Annotated in this window: 18 protein-coding genes; 11 read left to right on the top strand and 7 right to left on the bottom strand. The window is 71.2% G+C overall.

Annotated features, from left to right (window positions below; translation table 11 throughout):
* Window positions 1-51 precede the first annotated feature (51 nt).
* A complete protein-coding gene (locus tag B0I31_RS26590; protein ID WP_106618111.1) occupies window positions 52-1416 on the top strand; it encodes a 3' terminal RNA ribose 2'-O-methyltransferase Hen1 in 1365 nt (454 codons plus the stop codon).
* Complete coding sequence (locus B0I31_RS26595; RefSeq protein ID WP_106618112.1) at window positions 1416-3905, top strand: polynucleotide kinase-phosphatase; 2490 nt, start codon at window positions 1416-1418, stop codon at window positions 3903-3905. Before B0I31_RS26590 ends, B0I31_RS26595 begins: the two co-directional genes overlap by 1 nt.
* Window positions 3906-4081: 176 nt before the next feature.
* Here the strand turns inward: B0I31_RS26595 and B0I31_RS26600 are convergent, their stop codons facing one another.
* Window positions 4082-6301 carry an NHL repeat-containing protein gene (locus B0I31_RS26600; RefSeq protein WP_219910807.1) on the bottom strand — a complete coding sequence of 740 codons (2220 nt, stop codon included), beginning with the start codon at window positions 6299-6301 and terminating at the stop codon, window positions 4082-4084.
* A gap of 432 nt (window positions 6302-6733) precedes the next feature.
* On the opposite strand from B0I31_RS26600, the gene B0I31_RS26605 reads away from it, so the two are divergent.
* Genes B0I31_RS26605 through B0I31_RS26620 form a run of 4 tightly spaced genes read left to right on the top strand, consistent with a single transcriptional unit; the run spans window position 6734 to window position 10601 of the window.
* Window positions 6734-7864, top strand: a complete 1131-nt coding sequence (locus B0I31_RS26605; RefSeq protein WP_106618113.1) for an ABC transporter substrate-binding protein — start codon at window positions 6734-6736, stop codon at window positions 7862-7864.
* A 3-nt stretch (window positions 7865-7867) separates the two neighbouring features.
* Window positions 7868-8779: an ABC transporter permease gene (locus tag B0I31_RS26610; protein WP_106618114.1), complete on the top strand. Its 912-nt coding sequence runs from the start codon at window positions 7868-7870 to the stop codon at window positions 8777-8779.
* A complete protein-coding gene (locus B0I31_RS26615) occupies window positions 8767-9555 on the top strand; it encodes an ABC transporter permease (protein WP_245950446.1) in 789 nt (262 codons plus the stop codon). The genes B0I31_RS26610 and B0I31_RS26615 overlap by 13 nt, the downstream gene beginning before the upstream one ends.
* A gap of 2 nt (window positions 9556-9557) precedes the next feature.
* On the top strand, window positions 9558-10601 hold the full coding sequence (locus tag B0I31_RS26620) for an ABC transporter ATP-binding protein (protein ID WP_106618115.1): 1044 nt from the start codon (window positions 9558-9560) through the stop codon (window positions 10599-10601).
* 7 nt (window positions 10602-10608) lie between these two features.
* On the opposite strand, the gene B0I31_RS26625 is transcribed toward B0I31_RS26620, so the two are convergent.
* Both B0I31_RS26625 and B0I31_RS26630 read right to left on the bottom strand, forming a co-directional pair.
* On the bottom strand, window positions 10609-11145 hold the full coding sequence (locus tag B0I31_RS26625; protein ID WP_146173957.1) for a hypothetical protein: 537 nt from the start codon (window positions 11143-11145) through the stop codon (window positions 10609-10611).
* Between the two features lie 310 nt (window positions 11146-11455).
* Entirely contained in the window at window positions 11456-12877 is a 1422-nt protein-coding gene (locus B0I31_RS26630) for an LVIVD repeat-containing protein (protein WP_425444406.1), read from the bottom strand.
* 231 nt (window positions 12878-13108) lie between these two features.
* Between B0I31_RS26630 and B0I31_RS26635 the strand changes: the two genes are divergently transcribed.
* The 5 genes from B0I31_RS26635 (at window position 13109) to B0I31_RS26655 (ending at window position 17378) form a co-directional block, all read left to right on the top strand.
* On the top strand, window positions 13109-13732 hold the full coding sequence (locus tag B0I31_RS26635; protein ID WP_106618118.1) for a DUF305 domain-containing protein: 624 nt from the start codon (window positions 13109-13111) through the stop codon (window positions 13730-13732).
* A gap of 181 nt (window positions 13733-13913) precedes the next feature.
* Complete coding sequence (locus tag B0I31_RS26640; RefSeq protein WP_106618119.1) at window positions 13914-14822, top strand: ABC transporter ATP-binding protein; 909 nt, start codon at window positions 13914-13916, stop codon at window positions 14820-14822.
* Window positions 14823-14826: 4 nt separating this feature from the next.
* Window positions 14827-15552, top strand: a complete 726-nt coding sequence (locus B0I31_RS26645) for an ABC transporter permease (RefSeq protein WP_106618120.1) — start codon at window positions 14827-14829, stop codon at window positions 15550-15552.
* A 9-nt stretch (window positions 15553-15561) separates the two neighbouring features.
* Window positions 15562-16764, top strand: a complete 1203-nt coding sequence (locus B0I31_RS26650; RefSeq protein ID WP_245950448.1) for a sensor histidine kinase — start codon at window positions 15562-15564, stop codon at window positions 16762-16764.
* A complete protein-coding gene (locus B0I31_RS26655; RefSeq protein ID WP_106618121.1) occupies window positions 16761-17378 on the top strand; it encodes a response regulator in 618 nt (205 codons plus the stop codon). The genes B0I31_RS26650 and B0I31_RS26655 overlap by 4 nt, the downstream gene beginning before the upstream one ends.
* Window positions 17379-17479: 101 nt before the next feature.
* Here the strand turns inward: B0I31_RS26655 and B0I31_RS26660 are convergent, their stop codons facing one another.
* The 4 genes from B0I31_RS26660 to B0I31_RS26675 form a co-directional block, all read right to left on the bottom strand.
* Window positions 17480-17962, bottom strand: a complete 483-nt coding sequence (locus B0I31_RS26660) for a nucleoside deaminase (protein WP_106618122.1) — start codon at window positions 17960-17962, stop codon at window positions 17480-17482.
* Window positions 17963-18049: 87 nt separating this feature from the next.
* A complete protein-coding gene (pucD, locus tag B0I31_RS26665; protein ID WP_106618123.1) occupies window positions 18050-20275 on the bottom strand; it encodes a xanthine dehydrogenase subunit D in 2226 nt (741 codons plus the stop codon).
* Window positions 20272-21627: an 8-oxoguanine deaminase gene (locus B0I31_RS26670; RefSeq protein WP_106618124.1), complete on the bottom strand. Its 1356-nt coding sequence runs from the start codon at window positions 21625-21627 to the stop codon at window positions 20272-20274. Before B0I31_RS26670 ends, pucD begins: the two co-directional genes overlap by 4 nt.
* Complete coding sequence (locus B0I31_RS26675; RefSeq protein ID WP_106618125.1) at window positions 21624-22109, bottom strand: (2Fe-2S)-binding protein; 486 nt, start codon at window positions 22107-22109, stop codon at window positions 21624-21626. The genes B0I31_RS26670 and B0I31_RS26675 overlap by 4 nt, the downstream gene beginning before the upstream one ends.
* Window positions 22110-22111 lie beyond the last annotated feature (2 nt).

A 22111-nucleotide genomic window follows, 5' to 3' on the forward strand; every position in this document is an offset into this window, starting at 1 on the left:
CACAGCTAATTCGGAAGCGGTGAACGGCGGTACTGCTCCACACTGGACGGCGTGCTGCTCACCCTGACCACGACCCACCGCCCGGCCACCGACCTCAGCCACCTGCTGCACAAACACCCGGACCGGGCGCAGTCGTTCACCACTTCCTCCGGCACCGCGCACGTGTTCTACCCGCGCGCGGACGAGGAGGAGTGCACGGTCGCGCTGGTGCTGGAAGTCGACCCGGTAGCCCTGGTGCGCGGTCCCGGCAGCACGCTCACCCAGTACGTCAACGACCGCCCGTACGTCGCGGGCTCGCTGCTGACCGTCGCACTCGGCTCGGTGTTCCGCACCGCGCTGAACGGCCGCAGCAAGAGCCGCCCGGAGGTGGCCGCCACCCCGCTCCCGCTCACCGTGCGCGTCCCCGTCCTGCCGCACCGCCTGGTGGAGCGGCTGTTCACGCCGCTGGGCTGGACCGCGCACATCACGCCCCTCCCGCTCGGCGACGGAGACGATTCGCGTTACGCCGACGTCACGCTCACCGGCACGCTCACGCTGTCCGAAGCCCTGAAGCACCTGTACGTCCTGCTGCCCGTGCTCGACGGCGACAAGCACTACTGGGTGTCCGAGGACGAGGTGGACAAGCTGCTGCGCGCGGGGGAGGGGTGGCTGGGAACGCACCCGGACCGCGAGCTGATCACCACCCGCTACCTGATGCGCCGCCGCCCGCTGGTGCAGTCGGCGCTGTCCCGCCTGGCCGACGTGGAGGAGGTCGAGCCGGAGGAGTTGGACAACGCGCTGGTCGAGCCGAAGATCTCGCTGGCCGTGCAGCGGCGTGAAGCGATCCTCGACCAGCTCGAGCAGGTCGGCGCGCGGTCGGTGCTCGACCTGGGCTGCGGTGGCGGCGCGTTGCTGCGCGCCCTGCTCGAACACCCGGAGTTCACCCGCATCCAGGGCGTGGACGTGTCGTCGAGCGCCCTGGCCACCGCCGAGCGCAGGCTGCACGTGGACCGGATGTCGGACCGGCAACGCGCCCGCCTCACGCTGCGCCAGTCGTCGCTGACCTACGCCGACCCGGAGCTGAAGGGCTACGACGCGGCCGTGCTGATGGAGGTGGTGGAACACCTCGACCCCGACCGCCTGCCTGCCTTGGAGCACTCGGTGTTCGTCGTCGCACGACCGCGCACGGTCCTGGTCACCACGCCGAACGTCGAGTACAACGCGTTGTTCGAGACCCTGCCGGAAGGCCGCCACCGGCACTCCGACCACCGCTTCGAGTGGACCAGGGCGGAGTTCGAGGACTGGACGGACGGCGTCGCGCGGCGCCGCGGCTACACCGTGCGCCACCTGCCGATCGGACCGGTGGACGCCGAGCGCGGCGCGCCGACCCAGCTCGCCGCCTTCACCCTCGTCGAACACAGCAGCGTGGAGGACTGATGGAGCTCAAGATCCCGGACCTCTGCCTCGTGGTGCTGGTCGGCGCGTCCGGCTCGGGCAAGTCCACGTTCGCGCGCGGGCACTTCCTGCCGACGCAGGTGCTGTCCAGCGACTACTTCCGCGGCCTGGTCGCCGACGACGAGAACGACCAGTCGGCGTCCGCCGCCGCGTTCGAGGCGCTGCACTTCGTGGCGGGCAAGCGGCTGGACGCGGGCCGCACCACGGTGATCGACGCGACGAACGTGCAGCGGTCCGACCGCGCGCAGCTGGTCGAGCTGGCCCGTGCGCACAACGTGCTGCCGGTCGCGATCGTGCTGGACCTGCCGGAGGAGGTCTGCCTCGCCCGCAACGCCTCCCGCCCGGACCGCGACTTCGGCCCGCACGTGGTGCGCCGGCACCGTGCCGCGCTGCGCAAGTCGTTGAAGCACCTCGGCAAGGAGGGGTTCAAGCGGGTGCACGTGCTGCGCACCCAGTCCGAAGTGGACGACGCGGTGGTCGTGCCGGAACGGCTGCTCAACGACCTGCGCCACGAGACCGGGCCGTTCGACGTGATCGGCGACGTGCACGGTTGCCGCGCCGAGCTGGAGGACCTGCTGGTCAAGCTCGGCTACGCGCTGGTGCGCGACGACGGTGGACGCCCGGTGGACGCCATCCCGCCGGTGGGACGGCGTGCGGCGTTCGTCGGCGACCTGGTCGACCGCGGCCCGGACACGCCCGGTGTCCTGCGCCTGGTCATGGGCATGGTCGAGGCCGGGCACGCGTTCGCCGTGTGCGGCAACCACGAGCAGAAGCTGGTGCGTGCCCTGCGCGGGCGCGACGTGCAGGTCAAGCACGGTCTGGCGGAGTCGCTGGCGCAGCTCGCGGCCGAGCCGGAGGAGTTCCGCGAGCGGGTCGTGCGGTTCTGCGACGGCCTGGTCGCGCACTACGTCCTCGACGGCGGTGACCTGGTGATCGCGCACGCGGGCCTGCCGGAGAAGTTCCACGGCCGCGCGTCGGCGCGGGTGCGCAGCTTCGCGCTGTACGGCGACACCACCGGCGAGACCGACGAGTACGGCCTGCCGGTGCGCTACCCGTGGGCGACGGAGTACCGCGGCAAGGCGACCGTGCTCTACGGGCACACGCCCACGCCCGAGGTCGAGTGGATCAACAACACGATGTGCCTGGACACCGGCGTGGTGTTCGGCGGCAAGCTCACCGCGCTGCGCTACCCCGAGCGCGAGGTCGTGTCGGTCGACGCGCACGAGGTCTGGTACGAGCCGGTGCGCCCGCTCGTCGTGCCCGAGGCGGAACGGGAGCCGGACGTGCTCGCGCTGTCCGACGTGACCGGCCGCCGGTTCGTGGAGACGGCCCACCGCGGCCGGATCGGCGTGCGCCCGGAGCAGGCCGCGTCGGCGCTGGAGGTGATGAGCCGCTTCGCGATCGACCCGCACCAGCTGCTGTACCTGCCGCCGACGATGGCGCCTACGGCCACCTCGCAGCGGCCGGACGTGCTCGAACACCCGGAGGACGCGTTCGCGGAGTACCGGAGCGCCGGTGTGCGCGAGGTGATCTGCGAGGAGAAGCACATGGGGTCGCGCGCGGTCGTCCTGGTGCGCCGGGAGGGCGGTGGCGTGATCCACACGCGGACCGGCCGGGCGTTCTTCGACCCGCCGTTGGGCGGCGAACTCCTGGCCCGCGTGCGCGAGGAGGTGACCAGGGCCGGTTTGTGGGACGAGTTCGACACCGACTGGCTGCTGTTCGACGCCGAGCTGCTGCCGTGGAACGCCAAGGCGTCCGGGCTGATCAAGGAGCAGTACGCGGCGGTCGGCGCGGCGGCGACGGGTGCCCTCGGCGTGGCGGTGGACGTGCTGGCGCGTACCGCGGAGCGCGGCGTCGACGTCGGCGACCTGTTGGCGCGCACGCGGAGCAGGCTGGCGAACGCCACCGGCTACCGCGACGCCTACCTGCGGTACGTGCGGCCGACAGACGGGCTGACCGGCGTCACGATCGCGCCGTTCCAGCTGCTCGCCGCCCGCGGCCGGACGTTCCACGACCGCGACCACCGGTGGCACCTGGACGTGCTCGGACGCCTGGGCGGCGAGCACTTCACCCCGACCAGGCACCTGGTCGTCGACACGGCCGACGACGAGCAGGTCGCCGCGGGCATCCGCTGGTGGGAGGACCTGACCGCGGCCGGTGGCGAGGGCATGGTCGTCAAGCCGCTGGCCAACCTGGTGCGCGGCGCCCGCGGCCTGGTGCAGCCGGGCGTGAAGGTGCGCGGGCGCGAGTACCTGCGGATCATCTACGGCCCCGACTACACGGAGCCGGAGAACCTGGAACGCCTGCGCAAGCGCGGTCTGGGCGCGAAGCGGTCCCTGGCGATCCGCGAGTACGCCCTCGGCCTGGAGGCGTTGGAGCGCGTCGCCCGGGACGAGCCGCTGTGGCGCGTGCACGAATGCGTGTTCGCCGTGCTCGCCCTGGAGTCGGAGCCGGTCGACCCCCGCCTCTGACCCCGGTGTCACGCGCGGCCGGGCAACCGCCGGAGCTCGCCCGGCCGCCACCCGGCGGTCGCCCGGCACAGACCCCGGACCAGAGGAAGGTGCCGCCGGCCACGAGTGCGTTCTCAGCCGGACGGCACACCACCGGTAGTGCGGCGCGGCTACCGGTGGTGTGCCTGCTCGGTGCGTCAGACCCGGCAGGGGCTGCCGCCGGGCTCGGTCGGTTCGAGGTTGGCCCTCGCCTCACCGAGCACCACGTCGGTCAGCAGGGTGTCCAGCGCGAACGCCCGCTGCACCACGCTGGTCGACGTGGTGGTGGTGCTGTTGAGCTGCAACGACCCGATGACCAGCGGGATGGTCAGCGGCGCGCTGCCCACCGCGATCTGGACCCCGTTGATCCGCAGGCTCGCGATCTGCGACGAACCGGCGAACACCGGGTTGAGGTTCGCGTCGCACGTCACCGACGCGTTCGCCTGGATGACGCCCACCTCGATGGTCACCAGCAGGCTGCTGATGCGGGTGTAGTCGACCCGCGCGGCGGCCACCGAGCCGTCACCGGGAGCGGGCGGCGTGGCGAGCAGGTCGTCCGGTGTCTGGTCGGTGCTCGCGGTCAACGCGTTGGCCCGCACGGTCAGGATGCCCGCCGACAGGTTCACGTTCGCCACGTTCTCGTAGTCGTCGACGCACGGCACGTCCGGCGGGTTGGCCCGCGCCACCACGATCCCGGCCAGGTTCAGCGCGGTCGCCTGGCAGGAGAACACGCCGGTCCGCTCCGAGGTCTTGATCCGCAGGTCCGAGAGCACCGGGCTGTCGCCGGACGGGCTCGCCGTCAACGTCGCCCGCACCTCGATGTACCGGCCGACCCGGGCGAACTCCACCCCGTTGGCCACCGGCGTGAACGCCTCGCCGGCCAGCCCCGCCTCGGTGTCGGACGTGCGAGCCTCCACCGTGATCGAGGTGCCCGGCGGGACGCTGCCCTGCGCCTCGGTGTTCCAGGTGACCGTGCCCCAGGTCTGGCCCGCGACACCGCCGTCCTGCACCACCGACCAGGTGCCGACCGGCGCGGTGATCTCACCGAGCACCGAACCGGTCATGTCGCTGTAGTTGTACGGCCCGGCGCCGGCACCGAGGTCGACGGTCAGGTCGACCGCGCCCACGGTGAACCCGCCGCCGCCGACCGGACCGGCGGCCGGGTCGATGCGCTGGGCGTTGTTCGAGTTGATGTTGGTGACCCACACCTTGCCGTTGGTGTCGACCGCGACGCCGGTGGGGCCGTTGCCGCCGGGCAGCACCACGTTGCCGACGAACGTGCCGTCCGTGCGCAGGTGCCCGACCGTGTTCGTGCCGTTGTCGAGCGCGTGGGCGACCCAGACGTTGCCGTTGGAGTCGACCGCGACGCCCTGGGCGCGCGGGTGGCCGTGCGGGAAGGTGCCGAGGATGGTGCCCGCCGGGTCCATCTTGACCGTGTTGCCGGAGTTGACCTGGGTGTGCCAGATGTCGCCGGTCACCGGGTCCATGCCCAGGCCGTAGTCGCCGTGCGTGGTGTCCAGGCACGCTCCCGTGCCGGCGTCCGGCTCGTAGCGCAGCAGGTTGGTCCCGTACCGGGCCGACCACAGCGTGCCCGCCTTGTCGACCAGGCCGCCGTAGCCGCCGCAGCCGAAGCTGACCGGCGCGGTCAGCGGTGCGCCGTCGACGCCGGAGATCTTCTGGTGCTGGGTGTTCGAGCCACCGGTCCAGAGGTCGTTGTTGGCGTCCACGGCCACCGTGCGGGTGTTCGTGCCCGCGACCCGGCTGTAGGTGATCAGGCACTCGTCGGCCGCCGTGGTGACACCGCCGTTGGCGTCGGCGCCGCCCGCGTTGGTCCACGGCCGGATGTCGCCGAGGCCGCGCGACGTGGCGTACAGGCCGTCCTGGTCGCGGTCGACGCAGGTGTTGTAGCCGAACGGGCCCTGCAGGTAGTCGCCGGCGGGGTCGGGCGTGCCGTCCGCGTTCGTCCGGGTGCCGCCGCGGATGACGCCGACCCGGGTCACCGACCCGCGACCGCCGCTCGCCTCGTTGCGGTTGGACAGCCACGTGTTGCCGAGCTTGTCCACGGTGGTGCGCGACGGGTTGCGGCCCTGGCCGTCCGGCGCGGACAACCACTCGCCGACGATCTCGCCGGTGTTCACGTCGATGCGGACCATCGTGCCGCGCGCGGAGGCGGCGACGTTGACGTAGGGGAAGAACACGCTCTGGCGGTTGAGCTGGAGCTGGTCGTTGTTCGGGGCGTCGTGGTTGACGTCCTGCAGCACGCCTTGGTCGAAGTCGGCGTCCCGCGTGTAGAGCACGTTCTCGCCGGAAACAGGGGCGGCGGACGCACTCGGGGTGCCGACCAGGGGGATCAGGAGCGTGCTGACGGCAGCCAGCACTAGGAATCTTCGTGGGTGACGCATGGAGCTGCCCTTCATTCAGGGTTCGGCAGGCATTCGGGCATTTCCGTCACGTGACAACCGGGTGTCGAAGGCCGGTGGGCACCCGTTACCGCACCCGGAAAGGTGAGTAGACAATTCGGCAAAAATCGGGTCGGGGATTCATCCCTTTCCGAGCGCCGACCGTCCGAACGGCCCAGTGCCAGGCTCCCGAGGGTGAGTGCGGACGGTGCCGAGTACGCCGTCCGGCGGGGTCCGTGGGCTGATCCGGGCCGATCCGCCCGGTATCGCCGTTAACCGACCGGACATTGCGTGACCACTTGGAATTTCCTCGTCGAACCCCTGGCTTGACAAGTGCGCGGGACGTCCCGAATCCTCCGCTGGGCCAGCGTTCTGGTCGTTTCCGGAAAAACCCCGAGGAAGGTTCGACCCGTGAACCACACCCGAGTCCTGCGGTCGGTCGGCGTCGGCGTCACCGCGCTGGCCTTGGTCGCCGCGTGCGGCACGCCGCCGCCCAAGGACGGCGCCGCGAGCGACACCCCGGCGGCCACCGCGAAGTCCGCCGCCGAGTTCGGCGGGTTCGACAAGCTCGTCGAGGCCGCGAAGGAGGAGGGCAAGCTCAACGTCATCGCGCTGCCGCCGGACTGGGCCAACTACGGCGAGATGATCTCCGCGTTCGAGGCCGAGTACGGCATCGAGGTCGACTCGGCGCAGCCCGACGCGTCCAGCCAGGACGAGATCAACGCCGCCAACCAGCTCAAGGGCGGCGACCGCGCACCCGACGTGTTCGACCTCGGCCTGACCGTGGCGCTGGCCAACACCGCGATGTTCGCGCCGTACCAGGTGCGGACCTGGGCCGACATCCCCGACGAGCTGAAGGAGCCCTCCGGGCTGTACTACGGCGACTACGGCGGCTTCATGTCCATCGGCTACGACGCCGCCAAGGTGCCCGCACCGACCTCGGTCAAGGACCTGCTCAAGCCCGAGTACCAGGGCAAGGTCGCGCTCAACGGCGACCCGACGCAGGCCGGTGCCGCGTTCTCCGGCGTGGTCATGGCCGCGCTCGGCAACGGCGGCTCGGCCGACGACATCGCGCCGGGCGTGGAGTTCTTCAAGCAGCTCAAGGCCGCGGGCAACTTCCTGCCCGTCGACCCGTCACCGGCCACCATCGAGTCCGGGCAGACGCCGGTCGTCATCGACTGGGACTACACCAACGCCGCGCAGACCGCCAAGCTCGCGGGCAAGGTCGACTGGAAGGTCGTCGTCCCGGCCGAGGCGCAGGTGGGCGGCTACTACAACCAGGCAATCAACTCCGACGCGCCGCACCCGGCCGCCGCGCGCCTGTGGCAGGAGTTCCTGTACTCCGACAAGGGGCAGAACATCTTCCTCAAGGGCCTGTCGCGGCCCGTGCGGATGGACGCGATGACCAAGTCCGGCACGGTCGACGCGGCCGCGGCGGCGAAGCTGCCCAAGACGTCGGAGAAGCAGGTGTTCCCGACCCAGGAGCAGTCGGACAAGGCCAAGCAGGTGCTGGCCGCCACGTGGGCGCAGGCGGTGGGCTGACCGGTGGTCGCACCCGTCACGACCGCGGCCGGGGGAGCCGACAAGGCTTCTCCCGGCCGCGGGCCCGGCCGGAGCTGGTTGGCGTGGCTGGTCGTGGTGCCGTTCTTGGCCTACGTCGGCACGTTCCTGGTGTACCCGACCGCGCTGGTCCTGGCCGGGTCGTTCCAGGACTCGGACGGCTCGTTCACGCTCGACAACCTGGTCGACCTGACCCGGGGCGTGTACCTCCAGGCGTTCCTGCGCAGCGTGGAGCTGTCCGCGATCACGGCCCTGCTCGGCGCGGTGCTCGGCGCGCTGCTGTCGTGGGCGGTCGCGGTGGGCAGGCGGGAAGGACTGCTGCGCCGCGTGGTGGTGGCCGGGGCGGGTGTGCTCGCCCAGTTCGGCGGCGTGCCGCTGGCGTTCGCGTTCCTGGCCACGATCGGCTTCCAGGGTTTCGTCACGCGGTTCCTGCGCGACACGTTCGGCGTCGACCTGTTCACCACCGGCGCGTGGCTGTTCGAGCTGCCCGGCCTGACCCTGGTCTACACGTTCTTCCAGATCCCGCTGATGGTCATCGTGTTCCTGCCCGCGCTGGACGGCCTGCGGCCGCAGTGGCGTGAGGCGGTGGACAGCCTCGGCGGCTCGTCGTGGACCTACTGGCGGCACGTCGGCGGCCCGATCCTGCTGCCCGCGTTCCTCGGCGCGGTGTTGCTGCTGTTCGCCAACGCGTTCTCCGCGTACGCCACGGCGGCGGCGCTGGTGTCGCAGGGCAGCCCGATCGTGCCGCTGCAGATCCGGGGCTTCCTCACCGGCGAGGTGCTGCTGGGTCGGGAGAACCTCGGCAAGGCGCTCGGCCTGGGCATGATCGTGGTGGTCGGGGTGGCGATGGGCCTGTACGCGTTGCTGCAGCGGAGGTTCGCCCGGTGGCAGCGGTGACCAGGCAGGCGAGAGTCGCGCGGACCGTGATCCTGCTCGTGCTCGGGGCGTTCTTCCTGCTGCCGCTGGTCGCGATGGCGGAGTTCTCCACCCGCGGCACGGGCGGCACGCGCAGCCTCGCGTCGTGGGCGGCGATCGTGGACGACCCGGACCTGGTCGAGGCGATCCTGGTGTCGGTGCAGCTGGCGGTGACCAGTTCGCTGGTCGTGCTGGTGCTGCTGGTGCCGACGATGACGTGGATCAGGCTCCGGCTGCCGGCGCTGCGGAGGCTCGTGGAGTTCCTGTGCCTGCTGCCGGTCGCGATCCCGGCGATCGTGCTGGTGGTGGGCATGGCGCCGCTGTACGCGTGGGTGAATTACTTCCTCGGTGACTCGCCGTTGACGTTGACGTTCGCGTACGCGGTGCTGGTGCTGCCGTTCGCCTACCGGGCGATCGACGCGGGCCTGTCCGCCATCGACCTGAAGACGCTGGCGGAAGCGGCCCGGAGCCTCGGCGCGTCCTGGGGCACGGTGCTGCTGCGGGTCGTGGTGCCCAACATCCGCACCTCGCTGATCGGCGCGTCGCTGCTGTCCGTGGCGCTGGTGCTCGGCGAGTTCACCATCGCGTCGCTGCTGAACTTCGACACGTTGCAGGTGCGGGTCAACCTGCTCGGCAAGCGCGACGCGGGCGTGTCGATCGCGGTGTCGCTGCTGAGCCTGCTGTTCGCGTTCGCGCTGTTGTTCCTGCTCTCGTTCATCGGCGGGCGGCGGCGGGACACCGCCGTCGAGGAAGGCTGACCATGGGTTACCTGCGTCTGGACGGGCTGCGCAAGTCGTTCGGCGGCCAGACCGCGCTCGACGGGCTCGACCTGGAACTCGCCGAGGGCGAGCTGGTCAGCCTGCTCGGGCCCAGCGGCTGCGGCAAGACGACCGCGTTGCGCATCGTCGCCGGGTTCGAGACCGCCGACTCGGGCACCGTCCTGGTGGACGGCCGCGACATCACCCGCGTGCCGGCGAACAAGCGGGACATGGGCATGGTGTTCCAGGCCTACAGCCTGTTCCCGAACATGACCGTGACGCAGAACGTGGCGTTCGGCCTGAGGCTGCGCAAGGTGCCGGACCGGGTCGGGCGGGTCGCCGAACTGCTGGAGCTGGTGGGGCTCTCGCACCTGGGCAAGCGGTACCCGCACCAGCTGTCGGGCGGCCAGCAGCAACGCGTGGCGCTGGCCCGTGCGCTGGCCATCCAGCCGCGCGTGCTGCTGCTGGACGAACCGCTGTCCGCGCTGGACGCCAAGGTGCGGGTGACCCTGCGTGACGAGATCCGGCGCATCCAGACCGAGCTGGGCATGACCACGCTGTTCGTCACGCACGACCAGGAGGAGGCGCTGGCCGTCTCCGACCGGGTCGGCGTGATGTCGCAGGGCAGGCTGGAACAGCTGGACGCGCCCGCGGTCGTGTACCGGGAGCCCGCGTCGGCGTTCGTGGCGCAGTTCGTCGGCGTGACCAACGCGGTGCACGGCCTCGCCGGGGCGGGCTGCGTGCGGCTGGGCGCCTACCGGCTGGACACCGACGCCGCGGACGGGCTGACCGGCGAGGTCAAGGTGATCGTGCGGCCGGAGGACATCGGCATCACCCGGCACAGCGGTCCCGCAGACGGCGCGTTGACCGGCAACGTGCTCACGCAGAGCTTCCTCGGGCCGGTGACCAGGTTGTCCGTGCGGCTCGACGGTGACGACCAGGTGGTGCGGGTCGACCAGCCGTCCGGCCGGGCGGCCGACTTCCCGCCCGGCACGACCGTCGCGCTCGACCTCGCGATCGGCAGGCTGATGGTCGTCGGGGTGTGACGGGGCGCTACGGGCGGCGCAATTTCGTCAACCTGAGCCGTTCGTCGTCGGAAAGCGCCGAATCGGTCAAAACGCGCACTCCGCGCGCACCGATCGGCTGGCCGTTCACGGAAGTCACCCAATTGGTCGGCACATCGGTGAACAAGGTGACTTCCGGCGTCTCGGCGAAATGGCCGTAACCCAGCACCGTCGACCGGCTCACGCTCGGGCCGTTGAGCACCACGTAGTCCTGGTCGGCCAGGCCCGGGTCACCCGCCCACGGCACCTCGTCGCCCAGCGTCCAGCCGCCGACACCGCCGTAGCGCAGCAGGAACGTGCGGGCGTGGTGGATCGTGACCACGTAGTGGTGGTCGCAGTCCGGGTCGACGGGCACGGGCGTGCGGGTGAAGTTCAGGCCGTAGGAGACGCCCGCCGCCCGCAGGGTGCCGGAGAACGCCGCCAGGTCGCCGCCGCTCGTGCTGATCGCCCGCGACAGCGCCGACCACGCGCCGGTGGCCGTCTGGTTCGGCAGGCGGGCACCCGGCCACGGGTCCCGAATGGTCATGCCACCCCAGATGAGGCGCACCGCGGGGGCCGGCCAGACATTGTCGCGCTCACCCCGGTAGAGGGTCATGTCCGGCATGGGAAATACTCCTCGCGAGGAATTCGTGAAGAGGAATCGGCTTCGATCCTACGCTGAGTGGGAGGCAGCGCGGACGAATTCACCGCCAAGGAGTACCGGGCCGCGAGAATACGGTGTTAAAAGGGGGGATATGCAGTGTTGTGCGTGGTGGGCACCGCCGAGCGGGCGAAGGGGCCCGCCGCTGGTGCGCGGCGGGCCCCTCCTGGGTGTCACGACGGGTGGACCGTCCGGGCTAGCGCGGGAACAGGTCCCGGTACGCGCCCTGCGTCTGCACGTTCAACTCGCCGACGCGGATGGCCTTCGCCGTCGCCGTCCGCGGGTCGCGGATGTCGAACACGTCGAAGCCCTTGGCCATGTCGGACGAGAAGATGTAGCCGTTGTAGTAGTACGCCGACCACGAGCCGCCGCCCGCGCCGTTGGGCAGCGGACCGCGCTCGAACCAGCCGATCTCCTTGGGGTTGCGGGAGTCGGTGAAGTCCCAGATCGAGATGCCGCCCTGGTACCACGCCTGCACCATGATGTCGCGACCCTGCACCGGGATCAGCGAACCGTTGTGCGCCACGCAGTTCTCCGTGTCGCCCTGGGTCCGGGAGATCTTGTAGTACGAGCGGAACTCCAGCTCGCGACCGTCACCGCGCCCGGTGATGTCGTAGATGCCGTCCGCGCCGCGGGTCGGGCCGATCTTCTCGTTGCAGGTCGGCGCACTGCCGCCACCGAGCTCGTCGGTGAAGACGACCTTGGTGCCCTCGTTGTTGAAGGTGGCCGAGTGCCAGAACGCGAAGTTCACGTTGTCCTGGACGCGGCTGATCTCGCGGGGCTTCTCCCGGTCGGAGATGTCCCACAGCACGCCGTCGCCCATGCAGGCGCCGGCCGCGAGGTCCTTCGACGGGTACACGGTGATGTCGTGGCAGCCGGAGGTGGCGCGGACGTAGCCCTCCTCGATCGTGCCGTCACGGCCGGGGTTGCCGCCGTCCGGGAACAGCACGGTCTCGCTGAGCAGCGAGGCCGACGCCGGGTCCTTGAGCGGCACCTTGACGATGCTGATCAGGTCGTGCGGCGGCTGGCAGTCCGGGAAGGTCGCGTTCGGCCCGTACGACGAGACGTACAGGTAGACGTCCTTGCCCTTCTTGTCCGGCACCAGCGTGTGCGTGTGCGAACCGCACCGGGTCTCGACCGCGGCGACGTACTTCGGGTTCTTCTTGTCGCTGATGTCGAAGATCTTGATGCCCTCCCACGCGGCCTTGTTGGTCGCGGAGAGCGGCGTGCTGGCGCAGGAGTTGTCGCTGCGCGAGGAGTCGGTGGACAGGAAGAGCAGGTTGTCCTTGACCGAGATGTCGTTCTGCGAACCCGGGCACCACACCGTGCTCACGATGGACGGCTTGTGCGGGTTGCGCACGTCGTAGATGACGAAGCCGTCGTAGTTGCCGTCGAACGCGTAGCCGTTCTGGAACGCCAGGTCGGACCACGTGGAGGAGGCGGTGAAGGGTGCCGGCTTCGGCAGGTTCGCCAGGTGCTTGATGTTGCGCGTGTGGCGGATCTCGTCGACGCCGGGCAGGCCGGTGGCCGGCTGCTCCTGGCTCGACAGCTGCGTCTCGGACAGCCCGGCCAGGTCCGCGTCGTCCGGCGCCGCGGTCGCCTGCGGCGCCCACGTCATGACCGACAGGCTGAGCGCGAACGCGCCCAGGACGGCTGCCGGCCTTCTGCGGCGGCGGGTCACATCTCGTACTTCCACTTCAGGTTCCCCTTCCAACCCGGTGCAGGGTCCGCAGTATCACCCGTTCGCAAGGCTAAGTACCAGACCCGATCGTCGGTAAATTTCTGACTTCCGGCAGGTGGGACCGCCGGGTACGTTGGCGGCCGACCGGAGGTTCTAGGGGGTAGCGGGATGCGGATCGTGTTCGTCGCGGTGTTGGTGGCCGTCCTCGCGGGCTGTACGTCCCAGCCGGACGACCAGCCTCCGATCATCGCGCCGCAGGGGCCCGGCGAGCAAGCGCGAACTTTGGCGCCCGAGGATTTCGGCACCGATCGCTGGGTCGCGCCGAGCGAGGCGGACCTGCAGTACGTGGCCCGCATGATCGTCCACCACCGACAGGCGCTGCAGATGACCGCCCTGGCACCGGAACGCGCGCAGAACGAGACCGTGCGCGGCTTGGCGTCGCGGATCCACGACACCCAGGGTCCGGAAATCGCCGGGATGGAGCAGTGGCAGCGTCAGTACGCGGAGAACGCGCCCGCGCACGGCCACAGCACCCGGCTGCCGGAGGTCGACCACCGGTCGATGCCGGGCATGGCCACCGACGAGCAGCTGGCCGCGCTGGAGGCGGCGCGCGGCGCGGACTTCGACCGGCTCTTCCTCCAGCTGATGATCGCCCACCACGAGGGTGCCGTCCGGATGGCGACCGAGGTGCTGTCGTCGGGCAGTGACGTGCGGGTCGAGGAGATGGCCAACGACGTGGCCGTGTCCCAGACCGACGAGATCGACCGGATGAAGGCCATCACCATCCCCTGACCCCGCGAGAGTCCAACGCTCAGCACGCGTGAGTCCAACGCTCGGGACCCCTGAATTCAACGCTCAGGTCCACCCCTGAGGGCGGATCAGGGTGGTCTACGGGAAGATCAACCGATCGGTTGATGCGAGGTGTGGCCCGCCGTGTGATCCGGTCGGGCGCCTTCACGACGACGCTGGTGGCATGGCGATCATCGAGGTGGAAGACCTCGTCAAGACCTACGACCGGAAGGTCGCGGTGGACGGTGTCTCGTTCACCGTCGACGAGGGGGAGATCTTCGGCATCCTCGGCCCGAACGGGGCGGGGAAGACGACGACGGTGGAGTGCGTGGAGGGCCTGCGCTCACCGGACGGCGGCACGATCAGGGTCGACGGTCTGGACCCGCGACGTGACCGGGCGGAGCTGCGCACCCGGCTGGGCGCGCAGCTGCAGCAGAGCGACCTGCCCGACCGCATCCGGGTCGGCGAGGCGCTGGACCTGTACGCGTCGTTCTACCGCGACCCGGCCGACTGGCGGGAGCTGCTGGCACGCCTGGGCCTGGCCGACCGCGCCAAGACCGAGTACCGCAAGCTCTCCGGCGGTCAGAAGCAACGCGTCTCCATCGCGCTGGCGCTGATCGGCAAGCCCAAGGTCGCCGTGCTGGACGAGCTCACCACCGGCCTGGACCCGCAGGCCCGCCGCGACACGTGGGAACTGGTCGAGCAGGTCCGCGACACCGGCGTCACGGTCGTCCTGGTCACCCACTTCATGGAAGAGGCCGAGCGGCTGTGCGACCGGATCGCCCTGATCGACGCGGGCAAGCTGGTCGCCGTCGACAGCCCCGCCGGGCTCGTGTCCCGGGTGGACGGTGAGCAGCGGGTCAAGTTCCGGCCCGCCACGCCGTTGGACGTGACGCTGCTCGCGGACCTGCCCGAGGTCACGCGGGTCGAGCGGCACGGTCCGCAGCTCATCGTGACCGGCACCGGCAACCTGCTGCACGCCGTCACGTCCGTCCTCGCCCGCAACCAGATCGTCGCCGCCGACCTGCGCATCGAGCAGGCGGGCCTGGACGACGCCTTCATCCGCCTCACCGGCCGCAAGCTCTCGGAGTAGCAGCATGCTGAAGATCGTCAACACCGAGTGGAAGTTGTTCCTGCGCGAGCCGAGCATGGTCGTGTTCGCGGTCCTGTTCCCGGCCATCCTGCTATCGGTGCTCGGCGCGATCCCCGCGTTGCGCACCCCCGACCCGAACTTCGACAACCAGCGGTTCATCGACGCCTACATGTCCTCGCTGGTCGTGGTCACGCTGGCGTTCCTGGGGCTGAACAAGCTGCCCACCACGGTCGCCACCTACCGCGAGAAGGGCGTGCTGCGCCGCTTCTCCACCACCCCGGTCCACCCGGCACGCCTGCTGGTGGCGCAGGTGCTCGTCAACGTGATCGCGGGCGTGCTCTCGGTCGTGCTGCTCATGGTCGTGGGCCGGGTGGTGTTCGACATCGACCTGCCGCACCACCCGCTCGGGTTCGTGGTGACGTTCCTGCTCGGCATGCTGTCGCTGTCCGCGATCGGCCTGCTGGTCGCGGCCTGGGCGCCGAACGCGCGGGCCGCCGGCGGGTGGGCGACCGTGGTGTTCATGCTGGTCATGTTCTTCGGCGGCGTGTACCTGCCCCGGTTCCTGCTGCCGGACTTCCTCAACACCATCGGCGAGTACCTGCCGCCGGGCGTCGAGGCGTTGCAGGACTCGTGGCTGGGTGCCGCGCCGGACCCGGTGCACCTCGGCGTGCTGGCGCTGGTCACGGTGGCAGCGGGTACGGTCGCGGCGAAGTCGTTCCGCTGGGAGTGAGGGGTGCGCGTGAGCAGGGCCGATCTCGACGACTGGGAGAAGCGCCTGGACGCCGTCGGGCACCTCATCCCCTACTTCGTCCTGGTCCTGCCGACCGGCGTCTACCTGGCGCTCGAACCCGACCCGTGGCAGACCCAGGCGGTCAACGTGGGCATCGCGGCGGCCACCGGCCTGTGGATGCTGTGGTGGTTCACCCTGCACCCGGGCTGGCGGTCGAGGACCGGGCTGATGGCGGTGTTCTTCGTCGGCATCCTGGTCGCGTACGCGGTGCTGGGGCTGCGTGAGCCGATCTTCGGGTTCTTCTCCTTCGCCGGGTACGTCTACGCGATCGAGGTGCTGCCCGGCCGGTGGAAGTTCGCCGGGGTGGTCGCCAACGGTGTGCTGGCGGCCACCTCCCTGCACGGCGGCCTGCCGGCGGCGGAGTTCGGCGCGATCGCGATCTACCTGGCGATCGTGCTGGTCATCGTGACGATCGCCGGCACGTTCACCATGCTCGGCCTGGTCACCACCGAGCAGTCACGGCGGCGCAAGGAGATGGTCGCCGAGATGGCGGCGATGATGGAGGAGAACGCCGGCCTGCACGCCCAGTTGCTGATCCAGGCGCGCGAGGCGGGTGTGCTGGACGAGCGGCAGCGGTTGGCGCGGGAGATCCACGACACGCTCGCCCAGGGCTTCGCCGGCATCATCACGCAGCTGCAAGCCGACGAGAACCCGCCGCGGCACGTCGAGACCGCGTTGCGGCTGGCGCGGGAGAACCTGGCCGAGGCCCGTCGTTCGGTGCACGCCCTGCGCCCGCCCGCGCTGGTGGACGCGAACCTGCCGGACGCGCTGGCCGAGGTCGCGGCGGGGTGGACGGACCAGACCGGGGTGGCCGCGTGCATCCACACGACGGGTGCAGCGCGCGCTCTACACCCCGAGGTGGAGGTGACGTTGCTGCGTGCCGCGCAGGAGGCGTTGTCGAACGTCGCCAAGCACGCGCGTGCTTCCCGGGTCGGGTTGACGTTGTCGTACATGGAGGACGTGGTGACGTTGGACGTGCGCGACGACGGCGCGGGGTTCGACCCGGAGGCGCGGACGGACGGGTTCGGGCTGGTCGGCATGCGGCAGCGGGTGTCCCGCCTGGCGGGCGCGCTGGTCGTGGAGTCCGAGCCGGGCGGCGGCACGGCGGTGTCGGCGTCGGTGCCCGCGATCCCGGCCGAGGTGGCGCCGTGATCCGCGTGGTGATCGTGGACGACCACCCGGTGGTGCGCGACGGGCTGCGCGGGATGCTCGCGAGCGCCGGTGACGTCGACGTGGTGGGTGAGGCGGCGGACGGCGCGGAGGCGGTGACCGTGGTGCTGGCGCTGCGGCCGGACGTCGTGCTGATGGACCTGCGGATGCCCGGTGTGGACGGCGTCACGGCCATCGAGCGGCTGCGCGGCTGTCCGACCCGGGTGCTGGTGCTGACCACGTACGACACGGACAGTGACGTGCTGCCCGCGATCAAGGCGGGTGCGACGGGCTACCTGTTGAAGGACACGCCTCGTGACGAGCTGTTCCGGGCGGTGCGTTCGGCGGCCAGGGGAGAGGCGGTGCTGTCACCGTCCGTGGCGACCAGGCTGGTGGGGCAGGTGCGGCAGCCCGTGGCGGAGCCGTTGAGCGACCGCGAGGTGGAGGTGCTGGGCCTGATCGCGCGCGGCAGCACGAACCGCGAGGCGGCGGCGAAGCTCTTCATCAGCGAGGCGACGGTGAAGACGCACTTGGTGCACGTCTACGCCAAGCTCGGCGTGAAGGACCGCGCCGCCGCCGTGGCGGTGGCCTACGAACGGGGACTGCTAGGCGCTTAGCCGCGGTGACCCTGGCCCGGAGCGCGGTCGGGTCGGGCTCCGCCTCCGTCGTCGTGTCAGCTCCGGGAACTTGTCCACAGCGCCTTCCGCGTTTCCTCCGGCTAGTAGTCGACGCGGTCGGTGCGGGACAGCCACGCCGCGAACGGCGCGGTGGCCTCGCCCGTGGAGACCTGCCGCACCGGCATGCTCCAGGTCTCGCGCGGCCGGCCGAACAGCTCGTAGAACTCGCGGTCGTCGAACCCGGCCGTGGCGGCGTCGTGCCGGTCGGCGGCGTAGACGACCCGGTCCACCCGCGCCCAGAGCGCGGCGGACAGGCACAGCGGGCACGGCTCGCACGAGGACACGAGCACGCAGCCGGTGAGCCGGAAGTCGCCGATGGCCTGGCAGGCCGCCCGGATCGCGACCACCTCGGCGTGCGCGGTCGGGTCGAGCGTCGGGGTCACCTGGTTGGTGCCGGTGGCGATCACCTCTCCGGCTCGGATGATCACCGCGCCGAACGGCCCGCCGCCTTCGGCGACGTTGCGGGTGGCGAGCTCGATCGACTCGCGCAGCCAGGCGTGCTCGGGGGACACGGACGTGGTCATGGGGTGCTCCTCGGGGCGTGCGCGTACGCGCCGCGTCGTTCGGGATGGCGACGGGCGCGGGGATCGGGTGCCGGCCCGGTGGCCGGATCAGGTGCCGGTGATGTGCTCCGGTCTCACGGGCACGCGGGTCAGGGCGAGGCCGGTGGCGGCGCGGATGGCCGCGACGATCGCCGGGGTGGAGGAGATCGTGGGCGGCTCACCGACGCCGCGCACACCGTAGGGCGCGTTCGGGTCGGCCAGTTCGAGCACGTCGATGCTCATCGGCGGCATGTCGAGCACGGTCGGGATGAGGTAGTCGGTGAACGACGGGTTGCGCACCTTGCCGCCCTCGACCTGGATCTCCTCCATCACGGCGAGGCCGAGGCCCTGCGCCGACCCGCCCTGGATCTGGCCCAGCACGGCCTGCGGGTTGAGCGCCTTGCCGACGTCCTGCGCGCAGTCCAGCTCGACCACCTTCACCAGGCCGAGCTCGACGTCCACGTCCACCACGGCGCGGTGCGCGGCGAACCCGTACTGGACGTGGGCGTTGCCCTGCCCGGTCTCGGGGTCGATGGGCTCGGTGGCCCGGTGCCGCCACTCCACGGTCTCGTCGATCACCTCGTCGCCCAGCAGCCCGGCCAGGTCGAGGTCCGCCGGGTCGCGGCCGCCGGCGAGCTTGGCCAGCTTCTCCCGGACGGCCGCGCAGGCGGCCTTCACCGCGCCGCCGGTGACGTAGGTCTGGCGGGAGGCGGAGGTGGAGCCGCCGTTGCCGATGCTGGTGTCCATCGGCAGGATCGTCACCCGCTCCACGCTCAGCTCGGTGCGCACGATCTGCTGCATGATCGTCACCAGGCCCTGGCCGACCTCGGCCGCCGCCGTGTGCGCCAGCGCGGCCGGTTCACCGTTGATCACCTGCAACCGGACGCGCGCGGTGGAGTAGTCGTCGTAGCCCTCGGAGAAGCAGATGTTCTTGATGCCCACGGCGTAGCCCACGCCGCGCACCACTCCTTCGCCGTGCGTGGTGTTGGAGACGCCACCGGGCAGGTCCCGCAGGTCGACGGTGGTCGACAGCGGCGGCATCGGCTTGTCCCGCACCAGCTTCAGCAACTGCGCGACGGGCGCGGCCGAGTCGACCACCTGCCCGGTCGGCATGACCGAGCCCTCGCTCATCGCGTTGACGATCCGCACGTCGACCGGGTCCAGGCCCAGCGCCTCGGCGAGCTTGTCCATCTGGGACTCGTAGGCGAAACCGGCCTGCACCGCGCCGAAACCGCGCATCGCGCCGCACGGCGGGTTGTTCGTGTAGACGCCCCAGCAGTCGACCGTCACGTTGTCCACGTCGTAGGGGCCCACGCCGAGCGTGGCCGCGTTCGCCACCACGGCGGACGTGCTGGAGGCGTACGCGCCGCCGTCGAGGTGGATCCGCGCCTTGACGTACACGAGCTTGCCGGTGCGGTCCGCGCCGTGCTCGTAGTAGAGCACCGCCGGGTGCCGGTGCACGTGGCCGTAGAACGACTCCTCGCGGTTGTAGACCATCTTCGTCGGCTTGCCGGTGTGCAGCGCGAGCAGGCACGCGTGCACCTGCATGGACAGGTCCTCGCGCCCGCCGAACGCGCCGCCGACACCGGACAGCGTGAGCCGCACCTTCTCCAGTGGCAGGCCCAGGGCCGTCGCGACCTGGCCCTGGTCGACGTGCAGCCACTGAGTGGCGATGTAGAGGTCGACGCCGCCGTCCTCGGCGGGCACGGCCAGGCCGGACTCGGGGCCGAGGAACGCCTGGTCCTGCATCCCGACCTCGTACCGGCCGGTGACCACGACCTCGGCCGTCGCGTGCTGGTCGCCCCGCCGCACGGGCACGTGCCGCACGAGGTTGCCGCCGGGGTGCAGCGGCGTGTCGTCGACCGCCGTCTCCATGTCCACGACGGGCTTGAGCACCTCGTACTCGACCTTGATGCGCTTCATCGCGCGCTGCGCGGTCTCCGGGTGGTCGGCGCCGACCAGGGCGACCGGTTCGCCCTGGTAGCGCACGACGTCCTCGGCGAGCACCGGTTGGTCCTTGTGCTCCAGCCCGTACCGGTTCTGCCCGGGCACGTCCTGGTGCGTGAGCACGGCGTACACGCCGGGCACCCGGAGGGCTTCGGTCAGGTCGATCGAGAGGATCCGCGCGTACGGGTGCGGGCTGCGCAGGGTCGCGCCCCAGATCATGTCCTCGTGCCAGAGGTCCGAGGCGTAGGCGAACTCGCCGCGCACCTTGAGGTTCCCGTCCGGCCGCTGCGGGCTGGAGCCGATGCCACCGGTGACGGCGGAGGTCAGTTCGGCGGGGGTGAGGCTCATCGCGTCCCCTTCAGTCGCTCGGCGGCGGCGCGCAGGTCGCGCGCGAGCTCGGTTTCGGAGGCGGTGCGCAGCTCGCCGTCGTCCACCACGGTCCGGCCGCCCACCAGCAGGAGCTTGAGCTTCGGCCGCGGCCCGAGGACCAGGGCGGCCACCGGGTCGTCGATGCCCGCGTGGTCGAGACCGTCGAGCCGCCACACGGCCAGGTCGGCGAGCTTGCCCGGCTCGACGGAGCCGATCTCGTGCTCACGGCCGAGGCAGCGCGCGCCGCCCATGGTGCCCAGCCACAGCGCCTGGCGGACGTCCAGCGCCCGCGGGCCGCCGCGCTGCCTGGCCTGCAGCAGGGCTTGGTGCAGCTCCTCGACCATCCCGCCGGACTCGTTGGACGCGGCGCCGTCCACGCCGAGGCCGACCGGGGCGCCCGCGTCGAGCAGGTCGCGGACCGGGGCGATACCGGTGCCCAGCCGGCCGTTGGAGGTGGGGCAGTGCGCGCTGCCGGTGCCGGTCGCGCCCAGCCGCTTCACCGCATCGGGTGACAGGTGCACGGTGTGCGCGAGCCACACGTCGTCACCGAGCCAGCCGAGGCGCTCGGCGTACTCGGTGGGCGTGCAGCCGTACTCGGCCTGGCACTGGTCCTCCTCGTCGACGGTCTCGGCGAGGTGGGTGTGCAGCCGGACGCCCTTGGCGCGGGCCAGTTCCGCCGCACCGGTCATCAGCTCGGCGCTGACCGAGAACGGCGAGCACGGCCCGACTGCCACCCGGACGAGGGCGTCCGGGCTCGTGTCGTGGTAGTCGGCGATGGACTTCTCAGTGGCCAGCAGCGCGGCTTCGGTGTCCTCGACCAGGTTGTCCGGTGGCAGGCCGCCGTGCGACCGGCCGCGGTCCATCGAGCCGCGGATGGCGTGCAGGCGGATGCCGATGCGCCGGCCCGCCCCGACCAGGGCGGCGAACTGGTCGCCGCCTTCGCGCGGGTGGACGTAGTGGTGGTCTGCGGCGGTCGTGCAGCCGGTGGTCGCGAGCCTGGCCAGCCCTGCGGAGGCGGCCGAGTGCGTGATCTCGGCGTCCAGGCCGCGCCACACCGGGTACAGCGCGGTCAACCACTCGAACAGGGTGGCGTCCTGGGCGAGGCCCCGGGTGGCCCATTGGTAGAGGTGGTGGTGGGTGTTGACCAGACCGGGCGTGACCAGGCAGCCGCTGCCGTCGACCCACGTGTGCGGGCCGGTCGGCTTGGGCGCCTGGCCGGGGCCCACGGCGGTGATCCGGCCGTGCTCGATGACGACGTGGCCGAACGCGTGCTCGGTGCCCGCGGCGTCCACCGTGGCCACCGCGACACCGTCGAGGATGGTCGGTGTCATCGGGCCGCGCTCTCCGGGTCCGCCTTGCGGGTCGCCGCCAGCCGCACGGCGTCGAGGATCTTCTCGTAGCCCGTGCAGCGGCACAGGTTGCCGGCCAGCGCCTCGCGGATCTCCGGGTCGCTCGGTCGTGGCACCCGGTCGAGCAGGTCGTGCGCGGCGACCACCAGACCGGGCGTGCAGAACCCGCACTGCACCGCGCCCGCCTCCACGAACGCCTCCTGGACGGGGTCGAGCCGGTCACCATCGGCCAGTCCTTCGACCGTCCGGACCTCGCGGTCCTGCACTTGGCCCGCGGCCACCAGACAGGAGCACACCGGCGTGTTGTCCAGGTACACCGTGCACGAACCGCACTCGCCCTGCTCGCAGGCGTTCTTCGAGCCGGGCAGACCCAGTCGCTCCCGCAGCAGGAAGAGCAGGCTCTCGCCCTCCCACACGTCGTCGGCCTGCTTCGGCTCGCCGTTCACCGTCACGTTCACGCGCATGG

The sequence above is a fragment of the Saccharothrix carnea genome (assembly GCF_003014735.1).
GTDB lineage: Bacteria > Actinomycetota > Actinomycetes > Mycobacteriales > Pseudonocardiaceae > Actinosynnema > Actinosynnema carneum.

What these genes read in the sequence shown, in the direction of transcription:
- B0I31_RS26595 (WP_106618112.1), top strand. Translation starts at nt 1,416, where the DNA reads ATGGAGCTCAAGATCCCGGACCTCTGCCTCGTGGTGCTGGTCGGCGCG.
- B0I31_RS26620 (WP_106618115.1), top strand. Translation starts at nt 9,558, where the DNA reads ATGGGTTACCTGCGTCTGGACGGGCTGCGCAAGTCGTTCGGCGGCCAG.
- B0I31_RS26625 (WP_146173957.1), bottom strand. Translation starts at nt 11,145, where the DNA reads ATGACCATTCGGGACCCGTGGCCGGGTGCCCGCCTGCCGAACCAGACG.
- B0I31_RS26630 (WP_425444406.1), bottom strand. Translation starts at nt 12,877, where the DNA reads ATGACGTGGGCGCCGCAGGCGACCGCGGCGCCGGACGACGCGGACCTG.
- B0I31_RS26635 (WP_106618118.1), top strand. Translation starts at nt 13,109, where the DNA reads ATGCGGATCGTGTTCGTCGCGGTGTTGGTGGCCGTCCTCGCGGGCTGT.
- B0I31_RS26640 (WP_106618119.1), top strand. Translation starts at nt 13,914, where the DNA reads ATGGCGATCATCGAGGTGGAAGACCTCGTCAAGACCTACGACCGGAAG.
- B0I31_RS26645 (WP_106618120.1), top strand. Translation starts at nt 14,827, where the DNA reads ATGCTGAAGATCGTCAACACCGAGTGGAAGTTGTTCCTGCGCGAGCCG.
- B0I31_RS26660 (WP_106618122.1), bottom strand. Translation starts at nt 17,962, where the DNA reads ATGACCACGTCCGTGTCCCCCGAGCACGCCTGGCTGCGCGAGTCGATC.
- pucD (WP_106618123.1), bottom strand. Translation starts at nt 20,275, where the DNA reads ATGAGCCTCACCCCCGCCGAACTGACCTCCGCCGTCACCGGTGGCATC.
- B0I31_RS26670 (WP_106618124.1), bottom strand. Translation starts at nt 21,627, where the DNA reads ATGACACCGACCATCCTCGACGGTGTCGCGGTGGCCACGGTGGACGCC.
- B0I31_RS26675 (WP_106618125.1), bottom strand. Translation starts at nt 22,109, where the DNA reads ATGCGCGTGAACGTGACGGTGAACGGCGAGCCGAAGCAGGCCGACGAC.